Below are 16324 nucleotides of genomic sequence, written 5' to 3'. Positions count from 1 at the left end.
AGCGGACCCTGCCGTGCGAGACGCCCATGCGCCCGTTTTCCGTCTTTCTCGCGGTCGCCGTCTGCGTCGCGTTGTTCTTCCTCGTGCTGCAGCGCGAGGCCCTGCTCGATTGGGCCCGTGCGGTCACGGGCGACGGCGAAGAGACCGCCGTGGCGGCGTCCGTGGTCGCCGAGGCGCCGTCGTCGATCCTGGAGGAGGGCGCGGGCGAGGCGGCGCGCGCCGTCCACGTGGTCGCCCTGCGCTCGGTCGCGCGCGAGGTCGAGGACGCCGTGATGGTGCGCGGCCAGACCGCCCCGGCGCGCGAAGTCGTGGTGTCGTCCGAGACCTCGGGCACGATCGTCTCGGAGCCCCTGCGCAAGGGCACCTTCGTGGAAGCCGGCGAGACCCTGTGCGAACTGGACCCCGGCAGCCGCGTGGCGGCGGTCACCGAGGCAGAGGCCGGTCTCGCCGAGGCCCGCGCGCGTATCCCCGAGGCCGAGGCGCGCATCATGGAGGCCGAGGCGCGCCGCCCCGAGGCGGGCGCCCGCCTGCGCGAGGCCAAGGCCCGCCTTCCCGAGGTCCGCGCCCGCGTCACCGTGGCCGAGGCGGGCCGCGCCGATGCCAGAGCCCGCATCGCCGAGGCCGAGGCCCGGCTCGAGGAGGCCCGCATCAACCAAAACGCCGCCGCGCGCTTGAGCGAGGACGGCTTCGCCTCGCAGACCCGCGTCGCCAACGCCGACGCCGCCCTGCGCGCCGCCGAGGCCGGGGTCGCCGCCGCGCGCACCGGGCTCGAATCGGTGGAGGCCGACATCGAGAGCGCCCGCGCGGTGATCGAGGGTGCGCTCGCCCAGATCGAGAGCGCCGAAGCCGGGGTCGTGGCCGCCGAGGCCGGGGTCGAGAACGCCCGCGCCGGCCTGGCCGCCGCCGAAGCCGCGGTGCAGTCCGCCGAGGCTGCCGTGGAGAACGCCCGGCTCGACATCGCCAAGCTCGCCATCACGGCCCCCTTCGACGGCCTCTTGGAGACCGACACGGCCGAGCTGGGCGCCCTGCTGCAGCCCGGCTCGCCCTGCGCCACGGTCGTCCTGCTCGACCCGATCAAGCTTGTGGGCTTCCTGCCCGAGGCGCAGGTCGCCCGCGTGGAGGCCGGCGCCCCCGCCGGCGCGCGCCTCGCCTCGGGGCGCGAGGTCGCGGGCCGCGTCGCCTTCGTGTCGCGCTCTGCCGACGAGACCACCCGCACGTTCCGCACCGAGGTGACCGTGCCGAACCCCGACCTCCTGCTGCGCGGGGGCCAGACGGTCGAGATCGTGATCCGCACCGATCCCATCCGCGCCCATCAGCTTCCCGCCTCGGCGCTGACGCTGAACGATGCCGGCACCCTGGGCGTGCGCGTGATCGAGGACGGCCGCGCCGCCTTCGCGCCCGTCGACCTCGTGCGCGACTCGGCCGAGGGCGTGCTGGTCGCGGGTCTCGAGGACGAGGCGGACGTGATCGTGGTGGGGCAGGAATACGTGACCGACGGCGTGCCCGTGCAGGCGACCTTCCGCGGCGCCGCGGCGGAGCCGACCCAATGACCGGCATCATCGACTGGGCCGCCACGCGTGCGCGCATGGTGCTGGCCTTCGTGGTTCTCTCAGTGCTCGCGGGCACCTTCTCCTACGTGAACCTGCCGAAGGAGGGTGAGCCGGACATCGACATCCCCGGCATCTTCGTGTCGGTCCCCTTCCCCGGCATCAGCGCGTCCGACAGCGAGAAGCTGCTCGTGAAGCCGATGGAGACCCGCCTCAAGGAGCTGGACGGCCTAAAGAGCATGTCCGCCACCGCCTCCGAGAACTACGCCGGCATCTTCCTCGAGTTCGAGTTCGGCTGGGACAAGTCCGCCACCATCGCCGACGTGCGCGACAAGATGAACCAGGCCGAGACCGAGTTTCCGGACGGCGCCGAGCAGTACACCATCGACGAAATCAACTTCTCGGAGTTCCCGATCCTGATCGTCTCGCTCTCGGGACTGGCGCCCGAGCGCACGCTCCTGCGCCTCGCCAAGGACCTGCAGGACCGGCTGGAGGGCATGAGCGCGCTGCTGGAGGCCGGGCTAGCCGGGCACCGCGACGAGATGCTCGAGGTGCTGATCGACCCTCTCGCGCTCGAGAGCTACAACGTCACCGCCGGCGAGCTGATCGACACCGTCAACAACAACAACCTCCTGGTCGCCACCGGCTCGGTCGAGACGGCGAGCGGCGCGTTCCCGGTCAAGATCCCCGGCTCCTTCGAGGAGCCGCGCGACGTCTACGACCTCCCGGTGAAGCGCTCCGGCGACCGGGTGGTGACCTTGGGCGACCTGGCGGAGATCCGGCTGACCTTCGAGGACCGCGAGGGCACCGCGCGCTACAACGGCGAGACGACCGTCGCGCTGCAGGTGGTGAAGCGGAAGGGCTTCAACATCATCGACACGGCCGCCGCCGTCCGCGCCGAGGTGGCCGCCGAGGTGGCGACCTGGCCGCCGGAACTGCGCGAGGCCGTGGACGTGCAGGTGACGCTCGACCAGTCGCGCACCGTGAAGTCCATGGTCACGCAGCTCGAGGGGTCGGTGCTGACGGCCATCGCGCTGGTGATGATCGTGGTCCTCGCCACGCTGGGCACCCGGTCCGCCCTGCTGGTGGGCTTCGCGATCCCCACCTCGTTCCTCTTGTGCTTCGCGCTGCTCGCCGTGATGGGCATCACCATCTCCAACATCGTGATGTTCGGCCTGATCCTCGCCGTCGGCATGCTGGTGGACGGCGCCATCGTGGTGGTCGAGTACGCCGACCGACGCATCTCGGAAGGCTCCGGCCCGATGGCGGCCTACACCGAGGCGGCCAAGCGCATGTTCTGGCCCGTGGTCTCCTCCACCGCGACCACGCTCTGCGCGTTCCTGCCGATGCTGTTCTGGCCCGGCGTGCCCGGCGAATTCATGGGAATGCTGCCCGTCACGCTGATCTTCGTGCTGTCGGCCTCGCTCGTGGTGGCCCTCGTCTACCTGCCCGTGCTCGGCGGCGTGGCGGGGCGGCTGACGCGCCTCTTCGACACCGGCGCCGGCGCCCTGCGCGCCCACGTGCCCTGGATCGTGCGCGCCGTGCTGGCGGCCGCCTCGGCCTGGGCGCTGGCGGTGGCGATCCTCCAGACGCTGAACCCGTCCTACCTCCTGCCGATCCCTGCCTCCGAGGTCCGGTTCGTCCACTCGCTGCCCGGCGCCGTCGCCTTCGTGTTCGCATGCTTCGCTCTGGCGACCACGCTCGGCTCGATCCGCTGGCACCGCAAGCCGCGCCGGGTCGAGGCGGGCTATCGTCGCTCGCTCTTCGGCCGGGCCGTGCATCTGATGGTGGGCAACCCGATCGGCCCCCTCGTCGCGATCGGCATCGTCGGCTTCGCCGTGGTGACGACCTTCGGCATCTTCGGGCGCGAGAACAACGGAGTGGAGTTCTTCGTCGACAGCGAACTGGAGAACGCCAACATCTACGTGCGCGCGCGCGGCAACCTCTCGCTCGAGGAAAAGGATGCGCTGCTGCGCGAGGCCGAGGCCATCGTGCTGGCCACCCCCGGCATCCGCTCGGCCTTCGCCTTCGCCGGCGACGGCGGCCTGAGCACCGGCGGGCCCGCGGGCGGGGCCGGCGCACCCGGCGACACGATCGGCCAGGTCCAGATCGAGATGATCCCATGGGAGGAGCGGCCCACCGTCGAGGAGCCCTGGTTCAGCGTCGCCGGCCTCTTCACCGTGAACAAGACCGTGGTGGATCCGGCCTTCGACGGCGACCGCATCGCCGACGCCTTGCTCGCGCGCCTGCGCGAGATGCCGGGCGTGAAGGTCGACCTGTCCGCCCAGGATCGCGGCCCAGCGCAGGGCAAGCCGATCCACCTGCGCCTCCGGGGCAGCGACTGGGAGGCCCTGCGCGCCATCACCGCCGAGATGGCCGCGCTGTTCGAGGCCACCCCCGGCGTCGTCGACGTGGAGGACACCCTGCCCCTGCCCGGCATCGACTGGGAGATCGACGTCGACGTCGAGAAGGCGGGCCGCTTCGGCGCCGACGTGGCCACCGTGGGCGCCATGGTGCAGCTCGTGACGCGCGGCATCCTGCTGGACACCATGCGCGTCGACAGCTCAGACGAGGAGATCGAGATCCGCGTGCGCCTGCCCGAGGAGGACCGCGTGCTGTCCACCCTCGACAGCCTGAAGGTGCGGACCTCGGACGGACTGGTCCCCCTCGCGAACTTCATCGAGCGCCGCCCCGTGCCGCGCCTCGCCCAGATCGACCGCGAGGGCGGCGAGCGCTACTTCGACGTGAAGGCGGACGTGGCGCCGGGGCTGGTGAAGCTGGTGGACGGCGCGGGCGCGACGCAGGCCATCGTGCGCGAGGACGAGGCCGCCGGCTCCGACCTCGCCGCCCTGCCCCTCACCGCGACAGAACGGATCGAGGCGCTGACGCCGCTGATCGAGGAGCGCCTGCCCGCGAGCGTGAGCTATGAGTGGACCGGCGACCAGGAGGAGCAGGCCGAGAGCCAGGCGTTCCTGCAGACCGCCTTCATGGGCGCGCTGGGGCTGATGTTCATCATCCTGCTCGCGCAGTTCAATTCGGTCTACAACGCCGTGCTCGTGCTGCTGGCGGTGGTGCTGTCCACCACCGGCGTGCTGATCGGGATGCTGGTCATGGACCAGGCGTTCTCGATCATCATGACCGGCACCGGGATCGTGGCCTTGGCCGGGATCGTGGTGAACAACAACATCGTGCTGATCGACACCTTCCAGGAATACGCCCGCTACATGCCCCGGATCGAGGCGATCACCCGCACCGCCGAGGACCGCATCCGCCCCGTGCTCCTGACCACGCTCACGACCATGGCGGGCCTGATGCCGATGATGTTCGGCATCTCCGTGGACTTCCTGGCGGGCGGCTACTCGATCGGCTCGCCCACCTCGCTGTGGTGGATCCAGCTCGCGACGGCGGTGGTCTGGGGACTCGGGGTCGCGACCGTCCTGACGCTGCTGTTCACGCCGGCGATGCTGGCGGTGCGGGTCTGGCTGGCGGTCTACGCGCTGAAGCTCGCGGCGCTGCTGGGCTACGTCGGGATGGGCCGGGGCAGCCGGGTCGCCCGGGACCGGGCGCTGCGCCGCAAGGCCCGCCGCGTGCGCGCGCCGCTTCTGCTCTGGGCCGAGGAGGACGTGGCGGAGGCCGCTGCCGCCGCCGCGCCGGCACGCCTCGTGACCCCCGCCGCCGAGGAGACCGCCCCGCCGTCGCCGCCGCTCCGCGCCGCGGAATAGGCTGCATTCCGAAGGCGCGGCGACGAAGAAGGGGCCCCGAACCGGCGTTCGGGGCCCCTTCTCGTACCTTCAACCAAGCACTCCGATCGGGGCGGCGGTCCCTAGTAGAGCCCGCCCGAGGACAGCGATCCGAACGAGGCCCGCGGCGGCACCACCACGCGGCGGCCCGTGGAGGTCTGCACCTGCTTGGCCTCGACGCCGCCGCCGTCGCTGTCGTCGCTCTCGCCGCGGCCGAACAGCGGAAGGTCGCCCGCCATGGCGAAGCCGCCGTCGATCACCACCGAGCCCCCGGCGAAGCCGGCCATGAGCGACTCTCCGTCGCGGAAGTACTCCGAGACCACGTGCTCCCCGGTCGCGGAGTCGGGCAGGCGCGCGCCGGTATAGCGGTCGATCTTCACGAAGTGTCCGCCCGGGGGCACCTCGAAGTCGCCGCCGCCGTACTTCCGGATCGCCTCGGTCATGAAGCGCTGGAACACCGGGCCGCACATGCCGCCACCCGAGGCGCCCGAGCCCAGCGAGCGGGGCTGGTCGTGGCCGATGTAGCAGCCCGCCGCGATGGTCGAGGAGAAGCCCACGAACCACACGTCCTTGGCGTCGTTGGTGGTCCCGGTCTTGCCGGCGATGGGCACGGGCAGGTTCACCGTCTTGGAGGCGGTGCCGCGCTCCACCACGCCGCGCATCATCGAGGTCAGCTGGTAGGCGGTGATCGGGTCCATCACCCGGTCGCGGTTCGACACGATCCGCGGGCCGTAGCCGTCGCTGAGCGACGCAAACTGCTCGCAGTCGGTGCAGACCCGCTGGTCGTGCCGATAGACCGAGCGGCCGTAGCGGTCCTGGATGCGGTCCACGAGCGTGGGCTCCACCCGCTCGCCGCCGTTGGCGAACATCGCGTAGGCGGCCACCATCTTGAACAGCGTGGTCTCCTGCGACCCCAGCGAGTTGGCCAGAAGCTCGGGCATGTCGTCGTAGACGCCGAACCGCTCCGCGTACTCGGCCACCACGTTCATGCCCACGTCCTGCGCGAGGCGCACCGTCATCAGGTTGCGCGAGCGCTCGATACCGGTGCGCAGCGGCGAGGGGCCGTAGAACCGGTTGGACGCGTTCTTGGGCCGCCACACGGAGCCGTCGCCGGCCTCGATCTCGATCGGCGCGTCCACCACGATGGTGTTGGGCTGGTAGCCCGAGTCGAGCGCCGAGGCGTAGACGAAGGGCTTGAAGCTCGAGCCGGGCTGACGTGTGGCCTGCGTGGCGCGGTTGAACACCGAGTCCTGGTAGGAGAAGCCGCCCTGCATCGCGAGCACGCGGCCCGTGTTAACGTCCATCGCCATGAACCCGCCCTGCACCTCGGGGATCTGGCGCAGCGACCAGCCGTCTCCCTCGGGGCGCACGTGCACCACGTCGCCGGGCTCGAAGTTGGCGAAGAAGTCGCCCCGCATCCACTGGATGTCGGAGCGCGGGACGCCGGCCGATGCGGGCCCGTCCTCGACCCCCACCGTCAGAGTCTGGTCTGCCACGTCCAGCACCACCGCGGGGTGCCAGCGGCCGTCGAGATCGACGTCGCGGGCCACGTCGGCCTTCGACAGCGCCTCGCGCCAGAGCGCCTCGTCGCCGAGGGTCTCGGCGGGGATCGTCTCGTCGGTGCCGCGCCAGACGCCCCGCGAGCGGTCGTACTTCTCCAGCGCCTCGCGCAGGGCGAGCGCCGCCACCTCCTGCATCTCGGCGTCCACGGTGGCGCGCACCGAGAACCCTTCGGTGAAGAACGCCTCCTCGCCGAAGTCCTGCACGAGCCGGCGGCGGATCTCGTCGGTGAAGTAGTCGCGGTCAGGAAGCGAGGCGCGGAACGGCGGGTAGTGGCCGGACTGCACGGTCAGGAGCGGCTCGCGCTGCGCCTCCTCCATCTCGCCGCGAGTGATGTAGCCGTTCTCCCACATCTCGCGCAGCACGAAGTTGCGCCGCTCGATGGCGGTCTCGGCCTGGCGCACGGGATGGTAGTTGGACGGCGCCTTGGGCAGGATCGCGAGGTAGGCCGCCTCGCCGATGGTCAGCTCGTCGAGCGACTTGTTGAAGTAGGTCTGCGCGGCCGCGGCCACGCCGAAGCTGTTCTGCCCGAGGAAGATCTCGTTGAGGTAGAGCTCCAGGATGCCCTCCTTGTCGAGCGTCTCCTCGATGCGGCTGGCGAGGATGATCTCCTTCACCTTGCGCTCGGCGGAGCGGTCCGAGGACAGCAGGAAGTTCTTCATCACCTGCTGGGTGATGGTCGAGGCGCCGCGCAGGCGGCCGCCGCGGGCGGCATCCACGGCCGCCTTCACCATGCCCACAGGGTCGTAGCCGGCGTGGACGTAGAAGTTCTTGTCCTCGGCGGAGATGAACGCCTCCTTCACGAGGGCGGGTATCTCCTCGGCGGGGGCGAAGAGGCGGCGTTCCTGAGCGAACTCGTCGATCATGCGCCCCTCGCCCGAGTAGATGCGGCTGATCGTGGGGGGCGTGTACTGGGCGAGCTGCTCGTGGTTGGGCAGGTCGCGGCCGTACATCCACAGGATCGCGCCGATCGTGAGCGCCAGCGCGACCACGCCCAGCGTGACCGCCGAGAAGATGCCCCCGATCGTCGAGAGAATGAACATGAACACGCCCCAAACGGCGTTGCCTGCTGCCCGCACCATCGTTCCGTCCCACCATGTCTGGGGTTCCCGGCTCCCCCCTTAGCATCGGGGCGCGGCTGCCGGAAGCGCGCGCAACCGCGCACCGAGGAACGGGCGGCTCAGCGCCGCCGGCGCTCGGCCTCGGCGGCGTCGGCCACAGCCCAGGCGTCGATGCCCCGCGCGACGGCCGTGGCCATGCGCGCGCGCCAGTCGCGGCTCAGAAGGTTCTGCAGGTCGCGGGGGTCGGACATGAAGCCGAGCTCCAGGAGCACGGTGGGGATATCCGGCGTCTTGAGCACGGTGAACTCGGCCCCGAGGCGCGGGCGCTTGTGCAGGGCCAGCCCCGCCGCCCGCAGCGCCTGCACCAGCGAGCCGGCCAGCGTCTCGGCGCGCGGCGCTGTCTCGGCCCGGGCGAGGTCGATGAGGACGCTTGCGATCTCGTCGCCCCGGTCCTCCAGCTCCACGCCGAGGAGACGGTCGCCGCGGGCCTGCCGCTGCGCCAGCTCCGCCGTGATGGCGTCGCCGTCCTCGGGTGCGAGGGTGTAGACCGTGGCGCCCGACGCGCCGCCTCCCTCCACGGCGTCGGCATGGAGCGAGATCATCACGTCCGCACCCGCCGCCCGCGCCACGCTCGCGCGGCCCCGGAGCGAGACCAACTCGTCGGCCTCGCGGGTCAGCACCACATGATGGCCGGAGCGGCGCAGCACCTCGGCTAGCTCGCGCGCGAAGCGGAGCATCAGCCGCGCCTCGCGCGCCCCGCCACGCTCGGCGCCGGGATCGACGCCGCCGTGGCCCGGATCGAGCGCCACCACCAACGGGCCGCCCGGCGCCCGTTCGCGGGCACGCAAGGAAACCGTGGGCGCTCCGGATTCGGGGCGGACCACCGGCTCCACGTCGCGGTCGAGGCGCACGCGGATCACGGCGCCGCCTCCGTCCGTCTCCATGCCTGCCTCGGCCACGCCCATCGGCGCGGGCAGCGGCACCACGAGGCGCGTGCGCCCCGGCCCCACGCGGCCCCAGCGCGCGCCCTCGCCCAGCGCGTCCGCCTCCAGGCCCGAGAAGTCACCCTCGGACAGGTCCAACGTCAGGCGCGGCGGGTCGAGCCGCACCCCCACGCGCCACGGCACGGGCTGCGACAGCGCGAGGCGCAGCGTGGCCTCGTCCGCGTCCACCTCCACCGCGCTGCCGGCCGGGTCGACCACGGCGCGGGCCACGAAGTCCTGCGCCGCCGCCGGCAGGGCCATCGTTGCCAGGAGCGCGAGGAGCCGGATCACCACGCGTCTCCGAAGCGGCGCAAGCGCTCCAGCCCTTCGCAGATGTCCTCGGTGGCACGGGCGTAGGAAAAGCGCAGCGTGCCCGCGCCGCGCCCCGGGTCGAAGTCCAGCCCCGGAGTGACGGCGACGCCCGCCTCGTCGAGGATGCGCCCCGCCAGCGAGAGGCTGTCGTCCGTGCGGTGCGAGACGTCCGCGTAGACGTAGAACGCGCCGTCGGGCGGCGCGATGCGGTCGAAGCCCGCGTGGGGCAGCCCCTCCAGCATCAGGCGGCGGTTCTCGGCGTAGACCGCGCGGTTGGCTTGCAGCTCGCCCTCGGCGTCCATCGCGTGGAGCGCGGCGATCTGGCTGGCGTGGGGGGCGCAGATGAACATGTTCTGGGCCAGCCGCTCGTAGGTGCGTACGTGCGCCTCGGGCACGACCATCCAGCCGATGCGCCAGCCGGTCATGGAGAAGTACTTCGAGAACGAGTTGATGACGGTGACGTCGTCCGAGATCTCCAGCGCCGAGACGGCGCGGCCGCCGTACTGGATGCCGTGGTAGATCTCGTCCGACACGAAGTGGGCCCCGGCCTCGCGCGCGCCCTCGATCAGGGCGCGCAGGGCGTCCGTGTCCAGCATGGTGCCGGTGGGGTTCGCGGGGGACGCGACGATGACGCCGTCCAGCCCCGCCATGTCGGCGGCGCGCGGCTGGAAGCGGTCCTCGGAGCGGGTCTCGATACCCACCGGCTTCAGCGAAAGGGCGCGCAGGATCTGGCGGTACGAGGGGTAGCCCGGCAGGCCGAGGCCGACCTGGTCGCCCGCGTCGAAGAGTGCGGTGAAGGCCAATAGGAACGCCGCCGACGAGCCTGCGGTCACGACCACGCGGTGGGGGTCGAGGTCGACGCCGTACCACTCCGCGTAGAGGCGGGCGATGCGCGCCCGCAGCTCCGGCAGGCCGAGCGCCACGGTGTAACCGAGGCTGCCGCGCTCCATCTCCCGGGCGAGCGCCGCGCGGGCGGCGGCGGGCGCGGGCGTGCCGGGCTGGCCGACCTCCATGTGGATCACGGAGCGGCCTGCCGCCTCAGCGGCGCGAGCGCGCTCCATCACGTCCATGACGATGAAGGGGTCGACCGCCGACCGCCCCGAGACGCCCCTGCCGCTCATCCCGTGTCCTCCTGCCTGCGCGCGATCCATGCCGGGCGCGCCTCGGGCCGTCAACGGCGGGGGCGGAACGCGAAGCGCCCCGGCAGTGCCGGGGCGCGAATCGCGCGGATCGTCGCCGGCCTCAGCGGCCGAACGACCACCAGCCGCGCTTCTTGGGCTCCTCGGGCGCCTCGGCGGCCTCCGCGGGGGCCTCGGACGGAGTGTCCGCGGCCTCGGCGGGTGCCTGCTCCTCGGACGCTTCGGGCTCGGGTTCGGGCGCCGCCTCGGGCTGCGCCTCGCCGGACTGCTCCGACGCGGCGTCCGCCGCCTCGGCCGCATCAGCGACCTCGGGCGAGGCCGTCGGCGCCGGGGCCTTGGCGCGCGCACGCGGGCGCCGCTTGGGCTTGGCGTCGTCGGGCTTGGCTTCGTCGGCCGCCTCCGCCGCGGGGGCCTCCTCCGCAGCCGGAGCTTCGGAGGGCGTGGCATCCGCCGCCTGCGGCGCGTCGTCCTGCGCCGCAGAGCCGTCGTCCGACCCTTCGTCGCCGGAGGACTTGCCCCGGCTGCGGACGCGGGTGCGCGACTTGCTGCGCTTCGGCGCCTCTTCGTCCTGCGGGGCCGCCTCGGGCGCCTTGGCGTCGGCCTCGCCCTCGTCGCCCTGCCCGCCCGCGTCGTCCTCGTCCGAGCCGTTGTCGCCCGAGCCGCCGCCCTTGCCGCCGCGACGGCGCGAGCGCCGGCGACGCTTCTTCTTGGGCCGGCCCTCGCCGTCGTCCGAGCCGTCGGCGTCCTCGGCCCCGTCGTCGGAGCTTTCGGCGGCCTCAGCGGCGTCGTCCTCCGCGGCCTCGTCGGCGACGTCATCCTCGTCCTCGACCTCGCCGCCCTCGGGGGTCCAAGACGTGTCGAGCTGCACGACGTTCGCCAGCGCCTTCGGCACGACGCGCGTCGCGGTCTTGAACTTCTCGAGATGGAAGTCCGTGCCCGAGAGCGAGGGGTCGGCCTCGATGCGGACCGCCATGTCGTAGCGCGCCTCGATCGTGGCGAGGTGCTCGCGCTTCTCGTTCATCAAGTAGTTGGCCACCTTCACGGGCAGCTTCACCAGCACCTCGCGCGAGCGCTTGCGGGTGCCCTCCTCCTCCAGCGCGCGCAGCACCTGCAGCGCGATCGAGTCGTCGGAGCGGATCAGGCCCGTGCCGTGGCAGTGGGCGCAGGGCTGCGTGGTCGCCTCGAGCATACCCGGGCGCAGGCGCTGGCGCGACATCTCCAGAAGGCCGAAGCCCGAGATGCGGCCCACCTGGATGCGCGCGCGGTCGTTCTTCAGCGCATCCTTCAGGCGCTTCTCCACGGCGGCGTTGTTCTTGCGCTCGTCCATGTCGATGTAGTCGATCACGATGAGCCCGGCGAGGTCGCGCAGGCGCATCTGGCGGGCCACCTCGTCGGAGGCCTCGAGGTTGGTCTTGAGGGCGGTCTCCTCAATGGAGCCCTCCTTCGTGGCCTTGCCCGAGTTCACGTCCACGGCGACCAGCGCCTCGGTGATGCCGATCACGATGTAGCCGCCCGACTTCAGTTGCACGGTCGGGTTGAACATCGAGTCGAGGTAGTTCTCGACCCCGTGGCGCGCGAAGAGCGGCATCGGGTCGGCGTAGTGCCGCACGTTCTTGGCGTGGGACGGCATGATGAGCTTCATGTAGTCCTTGGCCTGCCGGTAGCCCTCGGCGCCTTCCACGATCACCTCGTCGATGTCGCGGCTGTAGAGGTCGCGGATCGAGCGGTGGATGAGGTTGCCTTCCTCGTAGATCGGCGCGGGCGCGATCGACCGGAGGGTCAGCTCGCGGATCTGCTCCCACTGGCGCAGGAGGTACTCGTAGTCGCGCTTGATCTCGGTCTTGGTGCGCTTGGCGCCTGCGGTGCGCACGATCAGGCCGGCGCCCGCGGGCACCTCGATCTCGGAGGCGATCTCCTTGAGCTTCTTGCGGTCCGCGGCGTTGGTGATCTTGCGGGAGATGCCGCCGCCGCGCGCGGTGTTGGGCATCAGCACGCAGTAGCGGCCCGCGAGGCTGAGGTAGGTGGTGAGGGCGGCGCCCTTGTTGCCGCGCTCCTCCTTGACGACCTGCACCAGCATGATCTGCCGGACCTTCACGACCTCCTGGATCTTGTAGCGGCGCGGGCGCGGCTTGGGGACGGGACGGACCTCCTCGGGCTCGTCGTCGTCGGCCACGGTCTCGACGCGGTCGTCCTTCTCGGCGGCCGAGCGCTTCGACGAGGAGGAGCGGCGGCGCGAGCGCTTGCGCGGCGCCGGGTCCTCCATCGGGCTGGCGTCGTCCGAGGCGTCGCCCGAGCCGTCGGCCAGCTCCACCACGTCCATGCCGGCGGGCGCGGCGGCCTCGGGGGCTCCTTCCGCGTCGACCTTGGGTGCTTCGTCTTCGGCGGCCGGCGCTTCGGGCGCGTCGCCCTCGCCCACGGTCTCGTCCTCGAGGCCGGCGCCTTCCGCGATGGTGCGGTCCGGGTCGTCGTTGCCGTCTTCGGGGGCGTCGTCCCCACCCTCGGGCGCCGTCTCGCGCTCGTCCGCGGCCTCGGCCGCCTCGCTCAGCTCGGCGCCGGTGCCGGACACGGCCTCGGGCACGTCGCCGCCGGGCAGCGCGGCCTCGGCGGGCTCGCCCGCGCCCTCGGGGACCTCGCCGCCCGCCTGCGCGTCGGGGCTTCCGTCCCCGGACGGCTTCTTCTTGCGGCGGCTGCGCGAGCGGGACTTGCGCTTGGGCTTGTCCTCGCCCCCCTCCTCGGCCGCGTCGGCGTCCGCGGCGGCCTCCGCGTCCTCCTCGATCTCGGCGGCGTCGGCGTCGTCCTCGGTCTCCTGCTGGCGCGCCTGCTGCGCGGCGTAGGCGCGCTCCTCGGCGAGCAGCGCGTCGCGGTCGGCCTTGGGGATCTGGTAGTAGTCGGGGTGGATCTCGCTGAAGGCGAGGAAGCCGTGCCGGTTGCCGCCGTAGTCGATGAACGCGGCCTGGAGCGAGGGCTCCACGCGCGTGACCTTGGCCAGGTAGATGTTGCCCGCAAGCTGACGCTTGTTCAGGCTCTCGAAGTCAAATTCCTCGACGCGGTTCCCATCCGCCACCACGACCCGGGTCTCTTCCGGGTGGGTGGCGTCGATCAGCATTTTCTTCGCCATGTGTTCCTTGCAGGCCGAACGCAGGCGACGCCCCGGGGGGCGCGAGCGTGCGGACCTGTCCAATTTTTGCGGACGCGGCAGTGGCATGCGCGAGACGGATCGCCCGCCTCCCGTCCAGCCTGTACTGCCCATGCGTCATCGCGCTTCACCTCGGCCCGTGGCGCGTGCCGCGAGCCCGTTCACGTGCCCGGCGGGCCGGGCGTGTCTTCCGGGGCGCGGAGCCCCAAAACGCTCCTCTCGGGCATGGCCACGTGCGAGGGCCGAACTGCGCGGAGGAGAATCCGAACCGGTCCCGACCCGCGAGCGTCCGCGGGCACGACCGTGCGGCACCTTAGGAACGAATCCGCTCGGGGCGCAATCGGAATCGCCCCCGCTCCGCCGCTCCGGCACGGTTGCGCGCCTCCTCGGAGCCGTGCAGGCACGAGGACGGACCCGCGAGGAGACGCCCCCATGACCCTTCCCGACACCATGAGCGGCGTGGTGCTGCTCGGCCATGGCGGCCCCGAGATGCTCCAGGGGCGCGACGATCTCCCGGTGCCGCGCCCCGCGCCCGGTGAGGTGTTGGTGCGGGTGGGCGCGGCGGCCGTGAACAACACCGACATCAACACCCGCGTGGGCTGGTACGCCCGCGCGGTGCGCGGTGCGACCGATGGGGCGGGCGCAGGCACCGTGGAGGCCGGCGGCTGGAGCGGCGCGCTGCGCTTCCCGCGCGTGCAGGGGGCGGACGGCTGCGGGCGCATCGCCGCCGTGGGCGAGGGCGTGGACCTGGACCGCATTGGCGAGCGCGTCGTCCTGCGCCCGATGCACCAGCCCCTCGGCGACCCCGATCCGATGGCACTGCACACCTTGGGCTCCGAGCGCGACGGCACCTTCGCCGAGTACGTCGCCGCGCCCGCCCGCGACGCCTACGCCGTACGGTCGGACATGACCGACGCGGAACTGGCGTCGTTTCCCTGCTCCTACTCCACCGCCGAGGGGATGCTCGCGCGTGCCGAGCTGGCGCAGGGTGAGAGGGTGCTCGTCACCGGCGCCTCGGGGGGCGTGGGCGCGGCGGCGGTGCAGCTCGCCGCGCTACGCGGGGCCGAGGTCGTCGCCGTCTCCTCGCCCGCGAAGGCGGACGCGGTGCGCGCGCTCGGGGCCACCGAGGTCGTGGGGCGGGACGCGGCCCTGCCCGAGGGCGGTTTCGACTGCGTGATCGACCTCGTGGGCGGCGCGCGCTGGCCGCTCCTGCTCGACGCGCTGCGCCGGGGCGGCCGCCTCGCCACCGCGGGCGCCATCGCCGGACCCGTGGTGGAGCTGGACCTCCGCACGCTCTACCTGCGCGACCTGACCCTCCTCGGCTGCACCCACCAGCCGCCGGAGGTGTTCGCCGCCCTCGTGGCCCACATCGAGTCGGGCCGCCTCGCCCCGGTGGTGGCCCGGACCTTCCCGCTGCGCGAGATCGCCGCGGCGCAGGAGGCCTTCGCCGCCAAGGCGCACGTGGGCAAAATCGCGCTGCGTGTCGCGGACTGACTAGGGTCCGGGACGCCTAGAGGTAGTTCGACCGGCTGAGCCCGTGCTTGGCCATCTTCTCGTTTAGCGTCCGGCGCGGCAGCGACAGCTCGTCCATCACCGACTGGATCGAGCCGCGGTGACGGCGCATGGCGTTGTCGATCAGCATCCGCTCGAAGGCCTCCACGTACTCCTTCAGCGGCTTGCCCTCGGTGGTGACCTGCGGCGTCTGCCCCTGCTCCTCGGTGTCGGCCATGAGCAGCGAGGAGATCGAGCCCGTGCCGCGCCGCTGCTGGAGCACGGCGCGCTCGGCGAGGTTGATGAGCTGGCGCACGTTGCCCGGCCAGGGCGCCTGCAGCAGCTGCGCGGCCTCTTGCGCGGTCAGCTGCGGGGGCGTCGCGCCATACTCGTCGCCGAAGGTCTCGGCGTAGTGGGTGAACAGCGTCAGCACGTCCTCGCCCCGCGCGCGCAGGGGCGGCAGGTTCAGGCGCATGGCGGCGAGGCGGTAGAACAGGTCGGTGCGAAGCGACTCCTCGCAGGAGCCCGAGGGGTCGGACGCGTTGGCGATGGCCACGATGCGCGTCTCGGCGGGCACGCCCTGGTCGTTGATGAAGGTCAGGAGGCGCGCCTGGAGCGTGTTGGGCAGGCTTTCGATGTCCTCGAGCACCAGCGTGCCGCCGCGGGCCTCCTCGACCAGCGGCAGGCCGTCCTGGCAGGGGCCGAAGAGCCGGGCCGACAGCTCCTCCTCGCCGAGGGCGGCGCAGCTCACGAGGCTGAAGGTCTTGCCCGCGCGGGGGCCGACGGCATGGAGCGCATGCGCCACGAGGGTCTTGCCGGTACCGGTCTCGCCGTCGATCAGCACGTGGGTGTCGGCCTGTCCGAGGTCGAGGATGTCCTCGCGCAGCCGCTCCATGGCGGGCGAGGTGCCGATCAGCTTGCGCATGAGCACGGTGCCGTCGGACAGCTCGCGCCGCAGGGCGCGGTTGTCCAAGGTGAGCTTGCGGGCCTGCGCGGCGCGCCGCGCGAGGTCGGTCAGGCGGTCGGGATTGAACGGCTTCTCCATGAAGTCGTAGGCGCCCAGCTGCATGGCCTCCACAGCCATGGGCACGTCGCCGTGGCCGGTGATCATGATCACGGGCAGCGAGCTGTCCGACGACATGAGCCGCTTGAGGAACGCCATGCCGTCCATGCCGGGCATTCGGATGTCCGAGATCACAATCCCGGGATAGTCGGCGCCGATCTGGCGCAGGGCGTCCTCGGCCGAGGCGAAGGTCTCGGTCTTGAACCCCGACAGCGCCAGCCACTGGCTGATCGACTGCCGCATGTCCTGCTCGTCGTCGACGATGGCGATGCGCATCTGTTCGGCCATGGGG

At 72.1% G+C, this 16324-nt stretch carries 8 protein-coding genes; 3 read left to right on the top strand and 5 right to left on the bottom strand.

The annotated features are described in order from the left end of the window. Positions 1 to 26 precede the first annotated feature (26 nt). A complete protein-coding gene (locus tag K3554_RS09480; protein WP_259939574.1) occupies positions 27 to 1550 on the top strand; it encodes an efflux RND transporter periplasmic adaptor subunit in 1524 nt (507 codons plus the stop codon). After that, complete coding sequence (locus K3554_RS09475) at positions 1547 to 5269, top strand: efflux RND transporter permease subunit (protein WP_259939572.1); 3723 nt, start codon at positions 1547 to 1549, stop codon at positions 5267 to 5269. Before K3554_RS09480 ends, K3554_RS09475 begins: the two co-directional genes overlap by 4 nt. 101 nt (positions 5270 to 5370) lie before the next feature. On the opposite strand, the gene K3554_RS09470 is transcribed toward K3554_RS09475, so the two are convergent. The 4 genes from K3554_RS09470 to K3554_RS09455 all read right to left on the bottom strand — a co-directional run bounded on the left by K3554_RS09470 (position 5371) and on the right by K3554_RS09455 (position 13460). Continuing rightward, a complete protein-coding gene (locus K3554_RS09470; protein ID WP_259939570.1) occupies positions 5371 to 7896 on the bottom strand; it encodes a penicillin-binding protein 1A in 2526 nt (841 codons plus the stop codon). A gap of 131 nt (positions 7897 to 8027) precedes the next feature. Continuing rightward, complete coding sequence (locus K3554_RS09465) at positions 8028 to 9182, bottom strand: N-acetylmuramoyl-L-alanine amidase (RefSeq protein ID WP_311200320.1); 1155 nt, start codon at positions 9180 to 9182, stop codon at positions 8028 to 8030. Beyond that, positions 9179 to 10324 (bottom strand): pyridoxal phosphate-dependent aminotransferase, encoded by a 1146-nt coding sequence (locus K3554_RS09460; protein WP_259939567.1) that lies wholly within the window; start codon positions 10322 to 10324, stop codon positions 9179 to 9181. The genes K3554_RS09465 and K3554_RS09460 overlap by 4 nt, the downstream gene beginning before the upstream one ends. 121 nt (positions 10325 to 10445) lie before the next feature. Then, a complete protein-coding gene (locus tag K3554_RS09455) occupies positions 10446 to 13460 on the bottom strand; it encodes an Rne/Rng family ribonuclease (protein WP_259939565.1) in 3015 nt (1004 codons plus the stop codon). 450 nt (positions 13461 to 13910) lie between these two features. On the opposite strand from K3554_RS09455, the gene K3554_RS09450 reads away from it, so the two are divergent. Continuing rightward, entirely contained in the window at positions 13911 to 14972 is a 1062-nt protein-coding gene (locus K3554_RS09450) for a zinc-binding dehydrogenase (protein ID WP_259939563.1), read from the top strand. A gap of 16 nt (positions 14973 to 14988) precedes the next feature. Here K3554_RS09450 and K3554_RS09445 read toward each other — a convergent pair whose 3' ends face one another. Further along, positions 14989 to 16320, bottom strand: coding sequence for a sigma-54 dependent transcriptional regulator (locus tag K3554_RS09445; RefSeq protein ID WP_259939561.1), 1332 nt, complete (start codon positions 16318 to 16320; stop codon positions 14989 to 14991). Positions 16321 to 16324 lie beyond the last annotated feature (4 nt).

This window comes from Jannaschia sp. W003, assembly GCF_025144335.1.
GTDB lineage: Bacteria > Pseudomonadota > Alphaproteobacteria > Rhodobacterales > Rhodobacteraceae > Jannaschia.
This window is presented reverse-complemented; position numbering and strand designations above follow the sequence as displayed.

What these genes read in the sequence shown, in the direction of transcription:
- K3554_RS09480 (WP_259939574.1), top strand. Translation starts at nt 27, where the DNA reads ATGCGCCCGTTTTCCGTCTTTCTCGCGGTCGCCGTCTGCGTCGCGTTG.
- K3554_RS09475 (WP_259939572.1), top strand. Translation starts at nt 1,547, where the DNA reads ATGACCGGCATCATCGACTGGGCCGCCACGCGTGCGCGCATGGTGCTG.
- K3554_RS09460 (WP_259939567.1), bottom strand. Translation starts at nt 10,324, where the DNA reads ATGAGCGGCAGGGGCGTCTCGGGGCGGTCGGCGGTCGACCCCTTCATC.
- K3554_RS09455 (WP_259939565.1), bottom strand. Translation starts at nt 13,460, where the DNA reads ATGGCGAAGAAAATGCTGATCGACGCCACCCACCCGGAAGAGACCCGG.
- K3554_RS09450 (WP_259939563.1), top strand. Translation starts at nt 13,911, where the DNA reads ATGACCCTTCCCGACACCATGAGCGGCGTGGTGCTGCTCGGCCATGGC.
- K3554_RS09445 (WP_259939561.1), bottom strand. Translation starts at nt 16,320, where the DNA reads ATGGCCGAACAGATGCGCATCGCCATCGTCGACGACGAGCAGGACATG.